General features: G+C 63.2%; 15 protein-coding genes. 3 read left to right on the forward strand and 12 right to left on the reverse strand.

All coding sequences use genetic code 11. From position 1 onward, the window contains the following. Position 1: 1 nt before the first annotated feature. Entirely contained in the window at positions 2-1,042 is a 1,041-nt protein-coding gene (locus AC04SH_RS18955) for a heme-dependent oxidative N-demethylase family protein (RefSeq protein ID WP_488576187.1), read from the forward strand. 342 nt (positions 1,043-1,384) lie between these two features. Here AC04SH_RS18955 and AC04SH_RS18960 read toward each other — a convergent pair whose 3' ends face one another. Beyond that, positions 1,385-2,104 (reverse strand): helix-turn-helix domain-containing protein, encoded by a 720-nt coding sequence (locus AC04SH_RS18960; protein ID WP_488576188.1) that lies wholly within the window; start codon positions 2,102-2,104, stop codon positions 1,385-1,387. Between the two features lie 311 nt (positions 2,105-2,415). Here AC04SH_RS18960 and AC04SH_RS18965 point away from each other — a divergent pair, with 311 nt between their 5' ends. Then, the gene (locus tag AC04SH_RS18965) at positions 2,416-3,774 is read left to right on the forward strand and encodes a trimethylamine monooxygenase (RefSeq protein ID WP_488576189.1); all 1,359 of its coding nucleotides are present in this window, start codon (positions 2,416-2,418) and stop codon (positions 3,772-3,774) included. Positions 3,775-3,789: 15 nt separating this feature from the next. Here the strand turns inward: AC04SH_RS18965 and AC04SH_RS18970 are convergent, their stop codons facing one another. The 8 genes from AC04SH_RS18970 to AC04SH_RS19005 form a co-directional block, all read right to left on the reverse strand. After that, positions 3,790-5,769 (reverse strand): ABC transporter permease, encoded by a 1,980-nt coding sequence (locus AC04SH_RS18970; protein WP_488576190.1) that lies wholly within the window; start codon positions 5,767-5,769, stop codon positions 3,790-3,792. Beyond that, positions 5,766-6,845: a quaternary amine ABC transporter ATP-binding protein gene (locus AC04SH_RS18975; RefSeq protein WP_477342208.1), complete on the reverse strand. Its 1,080-nt coding sequence runs from the start codon at positions 6,843-6,845 to the stop codon at positions 5,766-5,768. Before AC04SH_RS18975 ends, AC04SH_RS18970 begins: the two co-directional genes overlap by 4 nt. Positions 6,846-6,917: 72 nt before the next feature. Next, positions 6,918-7,892, reverse strand: coding sequence for an ABC transporter substrate-binding protein (locus AC04SH_RS18980; RefSeq protein ID WP_488576191.1), 975 nt, complete (start codon positions 7,890-7,892; stop codon positions 6,918-6,920). Positions 7,893-8,299: 407 nt separating this feature from the next. After that, on the reverse strand, positions 8,300-9,085 hold the full coding sequence (locus AC04SH_RS18985) for an SDR family oxidoreductase (RefSeq protein ID WP_488576192.1): 786 nt from the start codon (positions 9,083-9,085) through the stop codon (positions 8,300-8,302). An 11-nt stretch (positions 9,086-9,096) separates the two neighbouring features. Then, on the reverse strand, positions 9,097-9,861 hold the full coding sequence (locus tag AC04SH_RS18990; RefSeq protein WP_488576193.1) for an SDR family oxidoreductase: 765 nt from the start codon (positions 9,859-9,861) through the stop codon (positions 9,097-9,099). A gap of 103 nt (positions 9,862-9,964) precedes the next feature. Next, positions 9,965-11,473, reverse strand: coding sequence for a sugar ABC transporter ATP-binding protein (locus AC04SH_RS18995; RefSeq protein WP_488576194.1), 1,509 nt, complete (start codon positions 11,471-11,473; stop codon positions 9,965-9,967). Positions 11,474-11,502: 29 nt separating this feature from the next. After that, positions 11,503-12,441, reverse strand: a complete 939-nt coding sequence (locus tag AC04SH_RS19000; protein WP_488576195.1) for a substrate-binding domain-containing protein — start codon at positions 12,439-12,441, stop codon at positions 11,503-11,505. A 112-nt stretch (positions 12,442-12,553) separates the two neighbouring features. Continuing rightward, complete coding sequence (locus tag AC04SH_RS19005; protein WP_488576302.1) at positions 12,554-13,471, reverse strand: ABC transporter permease; 918 nt, start codon at positions 13,469-13,471, stop codon at positions 12,554-12,556. 536 nt (positions 13,472-14,007) lie between these two features. On the opposite strand from AC04SH_RS19005, the gene AC04SH_RS19010 reads away from it, so the two are divergent. Further along, positions 14,008-14,970, forward strand: a complete 963-nt coding sequence (locus AC04SH_RS19010; protein WP_477237181.1) for a sugar-binding transcriptional regulator — start codon at positions 14,008-14,010, stop codon at positions 14,968-14,970. 210 nt (positions 14,971-15,180) lie between these two features. Here the strand turns inward: AC04SH_RS19010 and AC04SH_RS19015 are convergent, their stop codons facing one another. The 3 genes from AC04SH_RS19015 to AC04SH_RS19025 form a co-directional block, all read right to left on the reverse strand. Beyond that, positions 15,181-16,671 carry a xylulokinase gene (locus AC04SH_RS19015; protein ID WP_488576196.1) on the reverse strand — a complete coding sequence of 497 codons (1,491 nt, stop codon included), beginning with the start codon at positions 16,669-16,671 and terminating at the stop codon, positions 15,181-15,183. A gap of 19 nt (positions 16,672-16,690) precedes the next feature. Further along, positions 16,691-18,013, reverse strand: coding sequence for an NAD(P)H-dependent oxidoreductase (locus AC04SH_RS19020; protein ID WP_488576197.1), 1,323 nt, complete (start codon positions 18,011-18,013; stop codon positions 16,691-16,693). 276 nt (positions 18,014-18,289) lie between these two features. Then, entirely contained in the window at positions 18,290-19,174 is an 885-nt protein-coding gene (locus AC04SH_RS19025) for a DUF427 domain-containing protein (RefSeq protein WP_477237175.1), read from the reverse strand. Positions 19,175-19,220: the final 46 nt, after the last annotated feature.

The raw sequence follows: 19,220 nt of genomic DNA on the forward strand, positions 1-19,220 counted from the left end.
CATGGGCATCACCTTTCGCAAGGAAACGTTCCGCGACGATTTCACCTTCAAGAACAGCCCGGAGCACATCAGGCGCTTCCCGTTCCCGTTCCACGAAGACAGCTACATGTACGCGGTCAACATCGAGCCGCATGTCGTCGGTCCCAAGGGCAGCGTGCTGGAAAACCTGATCGACGTCGACGAGCACTATGTCGCCGAGATGCAGGACCGCGCTTTGGTGCTGGCCGAGGACCCGCTGCGCTGTCAGTCGCTGCCCCACATGACGCTGGCCGGCTGGGACCTGCTCGAACTCCTGATGGAGCAGCAGGCGCTTGGCTATCCCGAGCATTTCACGCTTGAGCGCAACGGCGACCGCTGGCGCTGGATCAACCGGCCGCTCGGCATCGACGACACCTTCACCTTCGGCGACACCTCGACGCTGCCCTATGGGCCGATGGAATACATCACCCGCCAGAGCCAGGGCGATTTCTGCATCCTCGACCAGCGCGACGGCAATCTGTGGATGGACGCCGGCATGGTCACCACCCAGGCCGACTGGTCGCTCGATTTCGACATCGGCATGAACTTCTTCGAATGGCACGCGCCGGTGCCGTTGGCGCATGAGAAGGGGATTTTTGTCAGGGCGCTGAAATTCCTCACCAACATCCAGCAGGGCAAGCCGGCGCGGCGGCTTAACTGGACGATGACCATCAATCCGCGCCTCGACACCAGCCCCGAGAATTACCACAAATGGGGTCCGGACCGCACGACGGTGACGCCAGACAATGTCGGCGACAAGGTGCATCTGCGCGTCGAATTGCAAAGCTTCTGGCGCCTGCCGCGCTCCAACGGCATCGTCTTCCCGATCCGCTGCTACCTCATCAAGATGGACGAGCTGGTGACGCAGCCGAAATGGGCGCGCCGCCTGCACCGGGTGATCCGCGACCTGCCGGAGGAACTGGCCACTTACAAGGGGCTGACGCGGTATCGGCCGACGTTGGTCGAGTGGCTGTCGAAGCTGGATGACGGGAGCGCGACGTCACCGGGGTTTGGGCCGGATTAGGGCTGCCGACGAACCTGCTGATCTCCCCCCTCGTGGGGGAGATGCCCGGCAGGGCAGAGGGGGGCGCTGTAGAGCGCCGACTTATCGGTACTTGGACTGGCTCGTGCCGCGCTTCGTCATCCTCGGGCTTGACCCGAGGATCCATGCCGTGGCCTTCGTCGAAGGCGCGGTGGAGCAGAATTCTGAACCGTTGCAATACTTTAGCGTCACGGCATGGATCCTAGGGTCTGCGCGCGTCGCTTCGCTCCTTGCTTCGCCCTAGGATGACGAACTCGATAGCCGGCGCTCCACGACGCCCCCCTCTGTCCTGCCGGACATCTCCCCCACGAGGGGGGAGATCAGCTAACCCGCACTATTCTGCGGATAGCAGATAATCGACAAATACCGCATCGGCAGTTTCGTCAGCTGTTCCGGTCCGTGCGGCGCGTCGGCGTCGAAGAACAGGCTGTCGCCGGGCTTCATCGGATAGAGGTTGCTGCCGTGCCGGTAAACGACTTCGCCCTCCAGCATATAGAGGAACTCCATGCCCTCGTGCTGGAAGGTCGGGAACACATCCGAATCCTCGGTCAGCGTGATCAGATAGGGCTCGACGACGACGCCGCTGGTGTTGGAGCCGATATGGCCGAGCAGATTGTACTGGTGGCCGGCGCGCGTGCCGCGGCGCTCGACATCGAGGCCTTCGCCGGCTTTGACGAAGACGGCGCTGCGCTCCTCCTCGAAACGGCGGAAGAAGGCGGTGACCGGAACACCGAGCGCTCGCGACAGCGCCTGCAGCGTCGTCAGCGAGGGCGAGGTTATGCCGTTCTCGATCTTGGACAGCATGCCCAGCGAAATGTCGGTGGCGACAGCCAGATCGGCGACGGTGATGCCGAGCTTCTTGCGGAAGGCGCGCACCTCGCGGCCGATCGCCACCTCCAGCACCTTTTCGCGCGTGTCGCGGATGGCGTGCGGGTTCTGCGTCAGCGGCGCTCGGATGGTCTTTCCGTCCACCGAGACCTTCGCCAGCGGCTTTGCCTTGGCCGGAGCTGCCCCGGGCTTGAGATCGGATGCTGTCTTCGCCATGTCGCCGCTCCCAAGAATCGCAGATTTATTTCACTCAAGGTGAACATATTCGGTGCCGGTACAGAAACGCAACCGCGACAGCAAGCCCTTAAGTCGAATGGTGTCGGGTCCGAATTTGCGCTGTCATCGGTTTTTGCCGAAAATCCGCTGGGAGGAAACGCGGTTTCGCCACAAGCCCTGTTGACAGCATCGAAGGGGCAATTAGTGTCACTGTGAGTGAAATTTGTTTCGTAAGAGCAATCCCTGGAAAAGCGTGAAACGGTTTTCCCATAGGATTGCGCCAAAGTTGAAATGAGACCGGGAGGCCTGCCATGAACACTCGCGTTGCCGTCATTGGAGCCGGGCCATCCGGCCTGGCCCAGCTCAGGGCCTTCAAATCGGCCGAAGACAAGGGTGCCGCAATTCCCGAAATCGTCTGCTTCGAAAAGCAGTCCGACTGGGGCGGCCTGTGGAACTACACCTGGCGCACCGGCCTCGACGAGCATGGCGATCCCGTCCACGGCTCGATGTACCGCTACCTCTGGTCGAACGGGCCGAAGGAATGCCTGGAATTCGCCGACTACACATTCGAGGAGCATTTCGGCCGGCCGATCGGCTCCTACCCGCCGCGCGCCGTTTTGTGGGACTACATCAAGGGCCGCGTCGAGAAGTCAGGCCTGCGCAAATGGGTGCGCTTCAACAGCCCGGTGCGCATGGTGACATTCTCGGACGTGACGAAGAAATTCACCGTCACCGCGCATGACCGCACCAACGACGTGACCTATTCCGAGGAGTTCGACTATGTCGTTGTCGCGTCCGGCCACTTCTCCGTGCCGAACGTTCCCTATTTCGAAGGCTTCTCCACCTTCAACGGCCGCATCCTGCACAGCCATGATTTCCGCGACGCGATGGAGTTCAAGGGCAAGGATATCCTGATCATCGGCCGTTCGTATTCGGCCGAGGACATCGGCTCGCAATGCTACAAATACGGCGCCAAATCGATCACCTCCAGCTACCGCTCCAAGCCGATGGGCTTCAAGTGGCCGGAGAACTGGAAGGAGGTGCCGCTGTTGCAGAAGGTCGTCGGCAAGACGGCGCATTTCAAGGACGGCACGACAAAGGATGTCGACGCCATCATCCTGTGCACCGGCTATCTCCATTCCTTCCCCTTCCTCACCGACGACCTGAAACTCAAGACCGCCAATCGCATGTGGCCGCTCGACCTCTATGAGGGCGTCGTCTGGGAGAAGAACACAAAGGTTTCCTATATCGGCATGCAGGACCAGTTCTACACCTTCAATATGTTCGACGCCCAGGCGTGGTTCGCCCGCGACGTCATCATGGGCCGCATCAAGCTGCCGTCGTCGCAAGCGATGGCCGAGCACAGCGCAAAATGGCGCGCCCGCGAGGAGACGCTCGAAGACGCCGAACAGATGATCTGGTTCCAGGGCGACTACACCAAGGAACTGATGGACCAGACCGACTATCCCGGCTTCGACGTCGAGGCGGTCAACCAGACGTTCATGGAGTGGGAGCACCACAAGGCAGAAGACATTATGAGCTTCCGCGACCACGCCTACCGCTCGCTGATGACCGGCACCATGGCGCCGCTGCATCATACGCCCTGGCTGCAGGCACTGGACGATTCGATGGAGAGCTATCTCGAGGTCAAAGGGGTGGCGGCGGAATAGCCATCGCACCGCACACTACCCCAGCCTTGCTCGCGCCTTCGCCGTCCAGGCGTTGAACAGCCGGTCGGCGACGATGCCGATGAAGGCGATGGCCAGGCCTGCGACGATGCCGCGCCCGGAATCGGCCTTGGACAGAGCGATGAACACCTCCTGGCCGAGATCGCGTGTGCCTACCATGGCACAGATGATGATCATCGCCAGCGCCATCAGGATGGTCTGGTTGATCCCCAGCATGATCTCCGGCAGCGCCAGCGGCAGTTGCACGCGGAAGAAAGTCTGGCGCGGTGTGCAGCCCGACACCTTGGCCGCCTCGATCAATGCCGGCGGCACCTGGCGGATGCCGTGGTTGGTGTAGCGGATCGCCGGCACCACGGCGAAGGCGATCGTGGCGATCATGGCGGTGACGTCGCCGACCCGAAACAGCATCACCACCGGAATGATGAAGCAGAAGGACGGCAGCACTTGCAGCGTGTCGATGATGGGCGTGACGATCTTTTCGAACCGGTCGCTGCGCGCGGCCAGCAGGCCAATCGGAATGCCGATCAGGCAAGCGATGAAGGCCGAGATGCCGCAGAGATAAACCGTCGCCATGGTCTTTTCCCAGAGACCGGTGATGGCGCAGAAAGCGGTCAACGCCGCGACCAAAGCGGCGAGGCGGAGGCCGCCTAAGTGGTAGCCGGCAAGGCCGAGCAGGGCCACCGCGCCGAGCCACGGAAAGCCTTCGCAGAAGGCGCGCAGCGGGTTGAGCACGTTGAGGATCAGTGCCACGCGAAACGCCTCGATCACGTCGAAGAAGTTGATCGTCACCCAGTTCACCGCCGCCTTCCACAAAGGCGCGGTGGTGAAGGTGATCGCCTTCGGCACCGCCGCGAAGGCCGGCACATAGAGACTGAGAAGCGTGGTGGCGGCAAGGATCGCGACGGCCAGCGTCAGGTTGGGGTAGCGCCGCCAGAAGACCGGGCTCACCGCCTGATGCGTCTGGCCTTTCGCCTGCTTGTGGGCGATGGCCTGGCTCAGCCGGTCGAGCGCGATAGCCAAAGCCACGATGGCAAGGCCGGCTTCCATCGCCTCGCCGACCTTCAGCGCGCGCAGCGCGAGCAGCACTTCGTAGCCGAGGCCGCCGGCGCCGATCATCGAGGCGATGATGACCATGTTCAGCGCCAGCATGATCACCTGGTTGACGCCGACCATCAGCGTCGGCCGCGCCGAGGGCAACAGCACCCGCCACAATTTCTGCCGCGCCGTGCAGCCGGCCATCTCGCTGAAATCGTCGATCTCGGACGGCACGCGCGCGAGACCCAGCATCGTTGCCCGCACCATGGGCGGTGTGGCAAAAATGGCGGTGGCGATCATCGCCGAGACCGGACTGTTGCCGAACAGGAGTAGCATCGGGATCAGATAGGCGAAGGTCGGGATGGTCTGCATCAGGTCAAGGGCAGGGGAGATGATCAGCCTCTCGGCCCATGGCTTGCGCCAGGCCCAGATGCCGGCGAACATCCCGGTGACGATGCAGAACGGCACCGCGATGGAAATCAGCGCCAGCGTCAGCATGGCGCTGGTCCACTGGCCGAACAGCGCGATGTAGAGGAAGCAGCCGCCGACCAGCAGGCCAAGTTTCCGTCCGCCCGCTGAATACCCGGCGAGGAAGGCGGCGGCGCAGACGCCGACCCAGGACAAGCGCGGCAGAACATAGGCATCCGCGCCGTGGCCGATCTTGAAGCTCTTGGCGAGCAGATTGAGCGCGAAATCGAGGGGAACGCCGAGCACCGCGGTGATCGAGCGCGTCAGCCACGAAAAGTTCGACTTGATCCAGCGCATCAGCGCGCTGACCCAGTCGGCGACCGGGACAACCGCCTCGGCCGGATAATTGACGGCCCAGGGCAGCCGGTCCTGCAGCAGGAACACCACCAGCACGGCGGCAAGTGCCAGTGCCCAGACCAGCAGCCAGCGCTGAACCGGCGGCCTCGTTTCGCTGGCGCTTGCCGTTACCGTCATGCGCCGGCTCTCGGTTTGTCCAGGCCGGCCAGCAGCCCGATCACCGCTTGCGGCGTCACTTCGCCGATTGGCTTGCCGGTGCCGTTGACCACGGCGAACGGCTTGCCTGACGCTACGATGCTGGCGGAGAAACTGGCGATCTTGGCATCGGGCGAAACCGTGCCGCCATGTTCCGAGCCGTCGCAGGCGCGCATCAGGCTGCGCGCGGAAATCACCTTGGCGCGGTCGACGTCGCGGGTGAATTCCGCGACATAGTCGGTCGCCGGATTGACCACCAGCTGTTCCGGCGTGCCGATCTGGATGACCTCGCCATCCTTCATGATTGCGATGCGGTCGGCGAGCCTGATCGCCTCATCGAAATCATGGGTGATGAAGACGATGGTCTTGTGCAGCATGGTTTGCAGCCGCATCAGCTCATCCTGCATCTCGCGGCGGATCAGCGGATCGAGCGCCGAGAAAGGCTCGTCGAGGAACCAGATCTCCGGCTTGGTGGCGAGGCTGCGGGCAATGCCGACGCGCTGCTGCTGGCCGCCGGAAAGCTCGCGCGGATAGAAATGCTCGCGGCCACGCAGGCCGACCAGTTCGATAACCTCGCGCGCCCGCGCTTCCCGCGTCGGCCGATCCTGGCCCTGGATGCTGAGGGGGAAAGCGATGTTCTCCAGCACATTGAGATGCGGCAGCAGCGCGAAATTCTGGAACACCATGCCCATGCGATGGCGCCGCAGTTCGATCAGCGCGGCATCGGAAATCTTGAGCAGATCATTGCCTTCGAACTCGACCTTGCCGTGGGTCGGCTCGACCAGCCGCGACATGCAGCGCACCAGTGTCGACTTGCCGGAGCCGGAAAGCCCCATGATGATGAAGATCTCGCCCTGGCGTATTTCGAGATCGACGGCGCGCACCGCGCCAACCAGTCCGGCGGCAGTGACATCGGCCATGCTGGCCTTGCCGTCGCGCTCGCGAATGAAGTTCGCGGCGTTCGATCCGAACAGCTTCCAGACATTGCGGCAGGCAAGCTTTATCGGCCGCGCATCCTTTGGCGTGCCAACTGCCTGCGGTTCAGTCGCTTCCGTCATCCAATGGTCCTTCTGGAAAATAGGGAAATAGACCCGGCCGCTACGGCCGGGTCTGGCTTCCAGTCGGAACGATCACTGCGCCCAGGCTTTCCAGTCGGCCTCATGGGCGGCAATCCAGGCGGCGGCGACTTCTTCAGGCGTCTTGCCGCCGAGGTCGATCTCGCCGCTCATCTTGTTGAGCTCGTCGGTGTCGACCGTGTAGGCCTTGGCGACCTTGTAGGCGACCGGCCATTTGTCCTTCATGCCGGACCACGAGTATTTCCAGATCTCGCCATGCGGCTTGCCGCAATCATATTTGGCGTCGGGGTTGGTGCCCCATTTCGGGTCGGTGTAGCACTCGGGCGTATATTCGGGGAATTGCAGCCATTCGCCCTTGTACTTGGCCGGCGCCCAGTGCGGCGAATAGATCCACAGCATGATCGGCGCCTTGCGCTGATAGGCCGAGTCGAGTTCGGCGAACATCGCCGCGTCGGTGCCGGCATGGATGACGGTGAAGGGCAGCTTCAGCGCCTCGACGCGCTCGTCGTCAAAGCCTTCCCAGGTCACTGGGCCACCGAGATAGCGGCCCTTCGGCGCCGTTTCCGCGGTCGAGAACGCCTCAGCGCATTTCGGGTCCTTCAGCGCTTCCCAATTCGGCAGGCCCGGGCATTTCTCCTTCATATATTCGGGAAACCACCATTCTTCCTTGGCCTTCGGTCCGAGCTTGCCGAGTCGCTCGGTCTGCCCGGTGGCGTCGGAGGCCTTCATCGCTTCGCCTGCCGTCGTGTCCCAGAATTCCAGGCCGACATCGATGTCGCCATTGGTGAGGCCGGTGGTCAGGCTGGAAAGGTAGTCGGCGGTCGGATATTCGACGGTGTAGCCGAGCTTTTCCAAAATGCCACCAAGGATCTTGGCGTTGAGGTTGACGCTGGTCCAGTCGAACAGCGCGATCTTGATCGGGTCGTTGGATTCAGGCGCGGCCGCTTGCGCCGCCGGTGTCAGCGCGCTTGCCGCGGCAAGCGTGAAGGCTCCCATTGATAGGTTCGAAATCACACTGCGAAATGACATGCTTGTTCTCCTGTCAAACCATGTGGAAGTTCTTAGTCGTTCCCTTCTTGCGTCTTTTCTTGATTGTGTTGGAAAGGCGGGTCGTTACGCAAGCTCGTTCGCGCCATACCATCTCCATGGCCGCAACCGGCGCAGGCGAGATGGTGCTCAATCTGGTCGTGGTCCGATGCTGGATGGGTTCGCGTCATGGCATCGCATGGATTGCTGCGCGAGCAATCGTCAACGGATCGATCGCCGCTCCGGCGGCGCTCTGAGACGTGCGAGCCATCAAGGTCCCATGATCTCGGCCGGCGAGCCCCATTCCCGCCATCGCCGTTTCATGGGATGAAATTATATATACCAACGTTCATGCGGCGCAACGGCTGATGGCTCGTGCACTGCGGAATTTCAGACGGGTCGATTGCCGATTACGACATGATCAGGCCGCCATCGACATTGATCGTCTGGCCGGTGATGTAGGTGGCGTCGCTGCTGGCGAGGAAGCTGACCAGGCCCGAAACATCCTCGCCGCTGCCGGCGCGGCCCATCGGAATGTTCTTCACCCATTCGGCCATCAGCTCGCCGGGCTTGTAGTCGCCCATAAGCTTGCCCCATGCGGCGTCGTTATAGGCCCACATGTCGGTGTCGATGATGCCGGGGCAGATGGCGTTGACGGTGATCTTTTCCTTGGCCACCTCCTTGGCCAGGCTCTGGGTGATGCCGACGACGCCGAATTTCGACGCCGCGTAATGCGGCGTGTAGATGAAACCCTGCCGCGCCTGGCCCGACGCCGTGTTGATCAGCCGGCCGCCATCGCCATGCTTGCGAATGCGGGCGATCGCCTCCTGGCAGCACAGGAACACGCCCTTGGTGTTGACCGCCATCACCTTGTCCCACTCGGCCTCGGTCATCGCCTCGATCCGGGCGATGGTGATGACGCCGGCATTCTGCACCGAAATGTCGACGCGGCCGAATTCCTTCTCGGCGAGGTCGTAAAGAGCAGTGACCTCATCCTTCTTGGTCACGTCCATGCGCATCGATGCGACCTTGGCGCCCGCTGCCTTAAGGCTGGCGGCGACCTCTTCGACGCGGGCATCGATGGCGCTGACCACGACCGCCGCACCCTCCTCGGCAAAGCGCTTCGCCATCGCCGCGCCGATACCGCCGCTGGCGCCGGTGATAACCGCTGTCTTGCCTTCAAAACGCTTCTGCACTTCTTGTTCTCCTACCAGCAGACAAAGCCGCCATCGACGATCAGGTCGATGCCGGTAACGAAACTCGCGGCGCGGCTGGCCAGGAACACGGTCGGGCCGACCATCTCTTCCGGCGTCGCCATGCGCCCCATGGGCGTGTCACGCTTGAAGATCTTGATCTGTTCGGCGACTTCAGGGCGCTTGTTCATCGGCGTCAGCGTGTAGCCTGGGCTCACCACATTGACGCGCAGGCCGCGATCGGCCCATTCCATGGCGAGGCTCTTCGACATGTGGATCACGGCCGCCTTCGATGAATTGTAATGCGCCTGGGTCAGGCCGCGATTGACGATCGAGCCGGACATCGAGGCGATGTTGACGATCGAACCCTTGCGGCGTGAAAGCATTGCGCGCGCCTCGGCCTGGCAGGACAGGAACACGCCGCTGACATTGACGTCATAGATTTTCTGCCAGGTCTCCAGCGGCATCGTCTCCGCCGGTTCGGCCCCGGCAATGCCGGCATTGTTGATCGCGATGGTCAGTGCCCCGAGTTCGTTTTCGGTGCGCGCGACCGCCGACGCGAGGTCGTCCTCCGACGTCACCGTGCCGGCTAGCACCACCGCTTTGCGGCCGAGTGCGGCGATCTTGTGCGCGGTCTCTTCCAGTCCACCTTTCGAGGCATGGCCGAAACAGGCAATGTCTGCGCCGGCCTCTGCCAGCCCAATGGCGATGGCTTGCCCGATGCCGCTGCCCGCACCTGTCACCAGCGCCACGTCGCCGCTGAGATCGAATAATGTCATGTCTCTCCCTCTCCTGAAATGAAGGGGCGCTAACCCTTGAGTTAGCGCCCCGCGCGGTCCGGTGCCTGGGAGGATATCACCTGCTGCGCTTTGTTCCGATCCCTCAACTGGTGGCGAGTTCCATGACCGCGACGTTGCTGGCCTCGCTGCGGTCGAGAATGCCGCGCTGGCGGCCGCGGCTCAGCACCAGCACGCGGTGCGACAGTCCCAGCACCTCCTCAAGGTCGGAGCTCACCACCACCACCGCCATGCCGGAGCGGGCGAGGTCGGCGATCACGTCATAAATCGCGGCGCGCGCGCCGACATCGATGCCGCGTGTGGGTTCATCGAGGATGAACACCTTTGGTGGCCGCGACACCCATTTGGCGATGATCACCTTCTGCTGGTTTCCGCCAGACAGTTTGCTGACCGGCTGGTTCGGCTTGCCCTTCACCCCGAGCCGCGAGATGCCGGCCTCGGCGAATTTCTGCACCGCTTTGGGAAACACCCAGCCCTTCGGCGCGACATGGTCGAAATTGCCGAACGCCAGATTCTCACCGATGGTCTGGTCGAGCACCACACCTTGCGCCTTGCGGTCTTCCGGCACCAGCACGACGCCGGCCTTGATCGCCGCGGCCGGGCCACTGAGATGCACGGCTTGGCCTCCAACGCGCATTGAGCCGGAAGAGATCGGATCGGCGCCGGCGATTGCCCGCACAAGTTCGGTGCGCCCGGCGCCGATCAGACCGGCAATGCCGAGGATCTCGCCCGCTTTGACCGAGAAGGAGACGTTGATGAAACTGTTCTCCGGCGAGGACAGGTTCTCGACCTCGAGCAGTGTTTCTTCGCGCGGCGCCGACAAATGCGGAAACATCCGCTCGACCGAGCGTCCGACCATCTGCTCGACCACGGTGCGCACGGGAATGTCGGCGCGTTCGTGGCGGGCGACGATGCGCCCGTCGCGCATCACCACAACGCGGTCGGCAATCTGCGCGATCTCATCGAGACGGTGGCTGATATAGATGAAGGACATGCCTTCGGCTTTCAACTTGCGGATCTGCTGGAACAACAGTTCCGTCTCCTCGCCGCCAAGCGCTGCCGTCGGCTCGTCGAAGATCAGCAATTCGGCGTTCAGCGTCAGCGCCTTGGCGATCTCGACCTGCTGTTGGGCGGCGATGCGCAGCGTGCGCACCTTGCGTTCCGGCGAGACGTCGAGGCCGAGGCGCTTCAACTGCGCCGAGGCCTTGGCGTTCATCTCGGCGCGGTCGATGCGGCCGCCGCGCATTGGCAGGCGCCCGACATAGACGTTTTCCGCCACCGACAGGTCCGGCAGCAGCTTCAGTTCCTGGTGGATCATGCCGACGCCGGCATCGATTGCCGCGGCAGGCGAGGCGGGGGAGTAGTGCTTCCCCCGCCAGATGATGGTGCCGGCGTCGGGTCTGGTCGAGCCGGCGATGATGTTCGACACCGTCGACTTGCCGGCGCCGTTTTCGCCGAGCAGCGCCACGACTTCGCCCGGCCGCACCTCGAAGCTCGCATCGGCCAGGACCTGGACCGGTCCGTAGCTCTTGCAGAGGCCGTTGACGAAGAGCCCGTTATGCGGGCTTTCGCTGTGGCGAGGCTCTGTGGACATCGTGGTGCTCTCTTACGCGGAGCGAGCTGTTACGGGTGCTTGGCGATGAACTGCTCGACATTGTCCTTGGTGGTCAGGGTCGCGTCCTGCAGATCTTCGGCGGGGACTTTCTCTCCGGCCACCAGTTTGATCGCGGCATCGACGGCGAGCCGGCCCATGCCTTGCGTCTGCTGTGTTGCGGTGACGTCGAACACACCGTCCTTCAGCGCCTTCAGCGCCGCCACGTCGCCGTCGAAGCCGGCAACCCAGACCTTGTGGCCGGGATTGGCGACCTTCACCGCCTGTGCCGCGCCCAGTGCCAGCGCATCGGCCTGGCCGATGACGATCGAGACATCCGGATGCGACTGCAGCAGATCCTGCGTCAGCTTGAAACCTTCGTCCTGATGCCAACCTTCGCTCCACAATTCGCCGACCACTTTGATATCAGGGTAGGCTTTCAGCGCTTCGCCGCATCCCTTCGAGCGGTCGACTTCCGGCGTCGTGCCCTTCTGGCCGTGGATGATGATCAGCTCGCCTTTGCCGCCGGCCTGCTTGGCGATGTAGTCGCACACCGCCTGTGCCGAGGCGACGCTGTTGGTGGCGATGAAGGTGTCGCCGGGCGCGCCGTCGGCGTTGCGGTCGACATTGATCACCGGGATGCCGGCGGCCTTGGCGGTCTTGGTCGGCACGGTGGCGGCGGTGGCGCCGGCCGGAATGTAGATCAGCGCGTCGATGTTCTGCGTGATCAAATCCTGTACCTGGCTGACCTGCGTCGCCGAATCGCCCTTGGCGTCGACGGTGACGATCTCGATGCCCTTCTCCTTGCCGTAGGCTTCGACGGATTGCTTGATCTGGTTGAAGAAGTCGGCCTGCAGATTGGCGACGGCGAGGCCGAGTTTCTTGGCCTCTTTGGCCGAGGCCATGTCGGTCAGGCCGAGCACCGGAATGATTGCGGCCGCGGCAAGAAGCAGTGAACGTTTGGTCAGCATGTGTTTCCTCCGTTGATAGTCAAACTGTCCCGCCAGCGCATCGCGCCCCTTGGAACATCCCAGTTTCGGATCGACCGATCCGTCTATCGCCCGGACGCTCCGGGCGAATTCCTCATTGCGCTCGCCGACGCCAAGTGTCGGTGGCAACCGCCAGCGCGATCACCACGCCGATCACCACCTGCTGGATGAAGGGCGAGACACCGAGCAAATTGAGCCCGTTGCGCAGCACGCCGATGATGAGCACGCCGACCGCGGTGCCGCCGATCGAGCCGACGCCGCCCGACAGGCTGGCGCCGCCGATCACCACGGCGGCGATGGTGTCGAGCTCATAGCCGAGGCCGGAGCTCGGCTGCACCGAATCCAGCCGCGCCGCCAGCACGATGCCGGCAAGCCCGGCGAGCACGCCGCAGATCGCGTAGACCCAGTTGGTCAGCGACTTCACCGGAATGCCGGAGAGCCGCGCCACCTCGGCGCTGCCGCCGATGGCGTAAAGGCTGCGGCCGGTAGCGCGGTAGTTGAGGAAGATGGCGAAGATGATCGCCAGCACCATCATCAACCCGACGGTGACCGACAGGAAGCCGAAATGGCGGATGATCGACAAGTTGGTGAACCAGTCGGGGAAGCCGACGATCTGCGAGCCGTCGGTGATCATGTTGGCAAGACCGCGCGCCACCGACATCATCGCCAGCGTGGCGATGAAGGGCGGCAGCCGGGTGACGGTCACCAGCAGGCCGGACACCAGTCCGCAAAGGCCGGCGACGACCAGTCCGCCGATGACGCCGGCCGCAATGCCGAGATTGAGATAGTCGGGGTGGGCGACGAAGCCCATCACCATGGCGGCCAGCGCCAGCACCGAGCCGACCGAGAGATCGATGCCGCCGATCAGGATGACCAGCGTCATACCGATCGCCATGATGCCGAGCACGGTGATCTGGTCGAGCACATTGAGGATGTTGCGCATCGTCAGGAAGGTGTCGGTGGTCAGCGTCAGCGCCAGGCAAAGCAGCAGCAGCCCGATCAGCGGCCCCATCGTTCCGGCAAACAGCGCCGACAGCTTTGCGCCTCCGGCGGCGCCGGTCGCGGCGTTCAATTCGCCAGCCTTCGACTCGCCAGTCTTCGAGTCGCTTGCATCGTTGCTCACGGCCACTTCGTCTCCTCCACAAGCAGGATGGCAATGCCTCGCCGTCCGCTTCTGTTCACCAGGCACCTCCCTGTGAACAATTTATCTTTGATATGCAATTTTGTTCAGCTAAGCCGTTCATCAGAAAATTGTCAAGTGCCGTCACGCCATGCAGCACCAGTTGGCGTCGCGAGGCAGTTTTTCCAGAGGGAGGCCTGGAGTGACTGTCCTTGGGACGGTTTTCATCCCTTCGAACTCTGTGAGATAATTTTGGCTGGCCAAGTGACGCCAAGCGAGCAGAGCATTGTGAGTTTGATCTCTTATTGCGGACGATGTCTTGTCGATATCGTGAGCTTGGCTGCCAGGTGAGTCGAGCGGTTGCAGCCGTTCGGCCGCAACGCTGAATGGCATTAGGCGGTCCCCGAAGGGCCGTGGGAGGGCAAGAGATGGCGACCGTCGAAAACGAGAAGGCCTCGCGCTTCCCCGATGCCGAACTGAAGGCTCGCGCTGCCTGGCACTACTATGTCGAGGGCCTGACACAGGAGCGCATCTCCGAGATCCTTGGCGTCGGCCGCATCAAGGTGCACCGCATTCTCTCCGCCGCCCGCGAGGAGGGCATCGTCCAGTTCCGTATCCGCGACAGTGTCGTCGAATGCGTGCAGCTTGAGGAAAGCCTCAAGCAGCGCTTTGGACTCAGTCAGGCCGTCGTGGTGCCGTCGGCCGCCGACCGCAGCAACGCGCCGCTGATGATCGGCCACGCCGCCGCCGCCTATCTCGCCGACAACGTCAATGCCGGCGATGTCATTGCGCTGGGCTGGGGCCGCACGCTGAAATTCGCCATCAACGAATTGCCGAGGCGACCGATTGCCAGAACCACCGTCGTTTCGATGCTCGGCGGCCTCACCCATGCACAGCCGCTCAACCCGACCGAAAGCGCCTGGGAATTCGCCGAGAAGATCGGTGCCGAATGTTTCCTGCTGCCGGTGCCGGTCTATGCCGACAAGCCCGAGCAGCGCGATGCCTTCATGAGCCAGCGCAGCGTCCAGGACGTCGTCTTCCGGGCGCGCCGGGCCAACATCGCCGTGCTCAGCGTCGGCTCGTTCTCCAACGACAGTCCGATCGCCAATTACGGCTTCATCAAGCCGAGCGAACTCGAGGAGTTGCAGGCGGCCGGCGCGGTCGGCGACCTCTTGTGCCATTTCATCGACGCCGAGGGTCGCCCGGTCGACCATGAGGTCAACCGCCGCGTCTGCGCCTATCCGCTGCAGGATCTGTCCGACATTCCCAACATCATCCTGGTTTCAGGCGGGCAGGAGAAGATCGCCGTTATGCGCGCGGCACTCGCCAACACCAGGATTTCGGTGCTGATCACCGACGAGGACGCGGCCAAGGGGTTACTCGGGCGTTGATTTCAGAGGTCGCGATCCTTCGCGACCCCCCTCTGTCCTGCCGGACATCTCCCCCTCAAGGGGGGAGATTGGCAATTTCTCGGCCTAGCCAGTTCTGCGACGTTGGAGATTGGCGAAACCGGATGGACAGCTGATCTCCCCCCTTGAGGGGGAGATGTCCGGCAGGACAGAGGGGGTGCTGTCCCGCTAACGTCTCACCACTGAAGCAACCTACCCAACCTCACCCAGCCGCACATGAATGTCGCGTGTCGCGTGATAGAGATCGCGATAGATCGCCTTGCGCGCCCGATAGGCCGGCACCAGCGCCATTTCAGGATCGACTCGCCTGGCCGGCGCGGCTGCCATCGCCTTGGCTGCCTCTTCCGGCGAGGCGAACCAGCCGATCGCCGAGGCCGCCAGCATGGCCGCGCCAAGGGCGGCCGCTTCACTAACCGGCGAGACGAAAAGCGGCCGCTCAAGCACGCTGGCCATGATTTGCATCAGCAGCGCCGAATTGGTGCCGCCGCCGGCGGCAATCATTTCCGCCGGTGTGCCACCGCTCTCGGCTTCCATCGCTTCGCTGGCGATGGCTTGCTCGAAAGCGATGCCTTCCAGCGTCGCGCGGAAGAGATGCCTGGGTTCATGGTTGAGCGACAGGCCGACGACAGCGCCTCGCGCCGCGCCATCCCAATAGGGACTCATCACGCCGGCCCAATAGGGCATGACCAGCAGCCCGTCACTGCCAGCCGCGACGTCGATAGCAAGCTTCTCCAGCTCTGCTGCGGAAGAAGCGCCTGTGGTGCGCACGATCCAGTCGACCAGTTGCATGCCCGAGCGCAGCACGGTCTCCAGCATAAAGCCGGAACCGGTCGGCGAGACCAGCGTGCGAAACGCATCCGACGTGGTGACCGTGCCGGAATAGCAGCCGCTGACGACGCCGGAGCCGAGCGAGAGATAGCTCTTGCCGGCGCCATAGACACCCATGCCGAGGCCCATAGCCTGGCCGTCGCCGGCACCGGCGACGATTGGCGTACCGGCCTTCAGGCCAGTCAGCTGCGCAATGCTTTCGGCAAGTCCGCCGCAGATTTCACCAGGACCGATCAGCGCCGGCAACTGCTCGGGCCTGAGTCCCGCGGCCGCAATGAGTTCGGGGCGCCATTCTCCTGTCGCGACGTCGAGCAGGCCGAGCGGATCGGCACTTGCCGTGCTGGTGACGAGATGGCCGGTAAGCCGATGGACGAACAAGCCGTGGACGTCAACCAAAGCCGCCGCCTTGGCCAGAACCTGCGGCTGGTGCTCGGCCAGCCAGGCGATGGCATAGAGCGCCGGTGTAGGATCCGGTGGCTTGCCGCTCCAGTCGCGGATCGCCTCGCGACCGAGTTCGGCCGACAGCCTGGCGACCTGCGGTCGCGCGCGCTCGTCAAGCCACAGGATCGCGGGGATGAGCGGCTTGCCCTCGTCATCGATCAGCGTGAAGCTCTCGCGCTGATGTGCGATGGCGATTGCCGCGACGCGCGTGGCGCCGACTTTGTCGGTGACCTGCTTCAGCGCACCGATAAGGGCTGCCCACCAATGTTCGGCGTCCTGCTCGAAATGGCCGGGCTTCGGGTTTGAAAGCGGATAGGTTTCGCGCGCCTGGTAAAGCTCCGCGCCGTCGCGCGCGAAAGCGATCGCCTTCACCGCCGTCGTCGAGGCATCGATCCCGATAACGACATCGTCCATCACAGCTATTCCCGAAGGTTCAGGCGGCGTTGGTCACGAACCGTCCGTCCGACTGGTCGAGACGACGGCGGATCTGCGTTATCACCATCGAATCGTCGGGTACACAATTTTCATAGGTAAGAAAGTCGCCGGTCTTGATCGGCTTGACCACCTTGGCGCGTTCGGCAAGCCCGAGCGGCAGCGCACCCTTGGCGCGCGCGTCCTCCCAGGTCATGGCAAAGCCGCGATAGTCCGTCTCGCCGATCATGCCGAGCGATTGCCCGGCGCCGAGGTCGCTCTTGGCCACCGCCACCGCTTCGGCCACTGGATGGTCGAGCGGCTCCATGTCGGCGCGCTTGTAGACCACGGCGCGCGCCGCTGACAGCGGCACTTCCAGGCTGGTCAGGTGGTAGGGGCGGAAGATCGTGAAATAGGGGCCTTTGCCGACCTTGAGGTCGATCATCCGCTCCATGACGCGCGGATGCCTGGTTTCGATGACGCAGAACACGCCGGGCGCCACGCCCTTGCCGATGGAATAGTCGACCACGCCCTTGCGGTGCAGCACGCCGCCGTCCTCGCGCGGGCAAAGCACGCTGGCCAGTTCCTCCAGCGTCGCGGTCGGGCCGTGCATGCCCGGCACGTCGGGCACCAGCCCGGTGGCGTTGGCGATCGCCACCATCTCGATCGCCGTCTTGGAGCCGTCGACGAACTCGACCAGCATGCGCGCATTCATGTTGCGCTCGGCCGCTTCCTTGGCGTAGTCGGCCGGCATGGCGTCGAACTTCAGCGGGTTGTTTTTGCCCTTGCCGGCGGCGATGATGTTGAAGCCGAGGCTGCGGGCAAAGCCGATGATCTCCAGCGTGCAGGCGGGCTCGTCGCCGGCAGCACCGGTGTAGACGACGCCGGCCTTGCGCGCTTCTTCCTTGAGGAAGCGGCCGATCGTGATGTCGGCCTCGACATTGAGCATGACGATGTGCTTGCCGTTCTTCATCACTTCGAGCGCAAACAGCGTGCCGATGTTGGGATTGCCGGTGGCGTCGATGATGACGTCGACGCGGCCGGCCGCGGCCAGCGCATGCAAATCTTCGGTGACAGCGATCTTTCCGGCCTCGATGGCGCGGTCGATGGCAGACGCATTGGCGGCCTGCACGATGTCGGAGCGGTCATGGCCGGCAAGCAGGGCTGCATCGATGGCCGCTTGCGGCCGCACCTCCGAAATGGCACCGATCCGCATGCCCGGCATCAATGCCACCTGGACGACGATGTCGGTGCCCATCTGCCCGGCGCCGGCGAGACCGATGGTGATTGGCCCTTGGGCTTCAGCGCGCTGCAGAAGTTCCGCTGCAAATTGCGGATGGGCCATATCGCTTCCTCCAGTCATGACGCGCCGCAGCGTCAAATCATCATTTTGAACATTTCTATTTCCATTTGAAAAATATTTCAACCCCTGCGATCGTCATCCTCGGGCTTGACCCGAGGATCCATGCCGCGACATCAGCCGACGAACGCGACGGCGCAAGATAGATACGCACCGCTGCATTCTTTGGCTGGTGTCACGGAAGGGATCCCAGGGTCTACGCGACGGAGCTTCGCTCCAGCCAATCTCGATGATTGGCGCTAGCCGTCGACGGAGGACCGATCAGAAATACCCGTCCGAAGCCGCCGTGGCCTCCTTGGGAATCTCCACCCCATCGACCAAAATCTTGTCGACCAGCTCGTGGTGGAAGCAAACCAGACCCTTGATGCGCTCGGCCTCGTGCACCGGTTCGGGATAATACCAGACCATGTTCTCGTGCCGCTTGGTGGCGGTCGTCACGTGGTAATAGTTGGAGATGCCCTTGTAGGGGCAGCGCGAGATGTAGCGGCTGGGCGCGAACATATCGAGCCTGGTGTCGGAGATCGGCAAATAGTGGCGCACCGGGTGGCCGGTCTCGAACAGGAACACGCCGCGGCGCGAATCCGCCACCTGCTCGCCGTCGAGGATAACCTGCACCCGCCGCGACGAGGGCAGGCAGTCGACCCGGCGGAACGGATCGCGGGCATGGACGAAGATCTCCTCATCCTCCTCGAACCAGTGGCCCATCTTGCTCCACACGAACGACATGTAGCCCGCGATCGGCGGGCAGCCCTTGGCCGGATCGAGATAGCGCCAGGCTCCATCCTCGACCAAAGTGATGCCGGTGTTGAGCGAGTAGAAGGTGGCAGTGCCCTTATAGGGGTCCTCGGTCGTGGTCTTTGAGGGCAGCAGGAACTCCTCGCGCACATCCTCGATCGGAAAATAATAGACCGGCAGATGGTCGGATTCGTAGAACACCAGCGCCCTGCTGGTGTCGGCGACGGTCATCGAACCCACCTGCACCCTTATCCTTTTCAGCGACGGCATGGTGAAGGCGACATAGCCGGGCTCGAACTCGTACTGGACGATCTGATCGAGCACCGGGAAATGCGGTCCGCGACCGCGCAGATGGGGCTTGCGAATGGTGGTCTCCCGTTTCTTGTCTTTTGTATCAGGACGTTGGCGCATGGCCTGAACCTAGGTTGGATCGGGGCTTCCGGACCGAAGGGTCTAC

It is taken from the genome of Mesorhizobium sp. CNPSo 4688, from assembly GCF_057784295.1.

What these genes read in the sequence shown, in the direction of transcription:
- AC04SH_RS18965 (WP_488576189.1), top strand. Translation starts at nt 2,416, where the DNA reads ATGAACACTCGCGTTGCCGTCATTGGAGCCGGGCCATCCGGCCTGGCC.
- AC04SH_RS19000 (WP_488576195.1), bottom strand. Translation starts at nt 12,441, where the DNA reads ATGCTGACCAAACGTTCACTGCTTCTTGCCGCGGCCGCAATCATTCCG.
- AC04SH_RS19015 (WP_488576196.1), bottom strand. Translation starts at nt 16,671, where the DNA reads ATGGACGATGTCGTTATCGGGATCGATGCCTCGACGACGGCGGTGAAG.
- AC04SH_RS18970 (WP_488576190.1), bottom strand. Translation starts at nt 5,769, where the DNA reads ATGACGGTAACGGCAAGCGCCAGCGAAACGAGGCCGCCGGTTCAGCGC.
- AC04SH_RS19025 (WP_477237175.1), bottom strand. Translation starts at nt 19,174, where the DNA reads ATGCGCCAACGTCCTGATACAAAAGACAAGAAACGGGAGACCACCATT.
- AC04SH_RS19010 (WP_477237181.1), top strand. Translation starts at nt 14,008, where the DNA reads ATGGCGACCGTCGAAAACGAGAAGGCCTCGCGCTTCCCCGATGCCGAA.
- AC04SH_RS18980 (WP_488576191.1), bottom strand. Translation starts at nt 7,892, where the DNA reads ATGTCATTTCGCAGTGTGATTTCGAACCTATCAATGGGAGCCTTCACG.
- AC04SH_RS18960 (WP_488576188.1), bottom strand. Translation starts at nt 2,104, where the DNA reads ATGGCGAAGACAGCATCCGATCTCAAGCCCGGGGCAGCTCCGGCCAAG.
- AC04SH_RS18995 (WP_488576194.1), bottom strand. Translation starts at nt 11,473, where the DNA reads ATGTCCACAGAGCCTCGCCACAGCGAAAGCCCGCATAACGGGCTCTTC.
- AC04SH_RS19005 (WP_488576302.1), bottom strand. Translation starts at nt 13,471, where the DNA reads ATGGGGCCGCTGATCGGGCTGCTGCTGCTTTGCCTGGCGCTGACGCTG.
- AC04SH_RS18990 (WP_488576193.1), bottom strand. Translation starts at nt 9,861, where the DNA reads ATGACATTATTCGATCTCAGCGGCGACGTGGCGCTGGTGACAGGTGCG.
- AC04SH_RS18955 (WP_488576187.1), top strand. Translation starts at nt 2, where the DNA reads ATGGGCATCACCTTTCGCAAGGAAACGTTCCGCGACGATTTCACCTTC.
- AC04SH_RS18975 (WP_477342208.1), bottom strand. Translation starts at nt 6,845, where the DNA reads ATGACGGAAGCGACTGAACCGCAGGCAGTTGGCACGCCAAAGGATGCG.
- AC04SH_RS19020 (WP_488576197.1), bottom strand. Translation starts at nt 18,013, where the DNA reads ATGGCCCATCCGCAATTTGCAGCGGAACTTCTGCAGCGCGCTGAAGCC.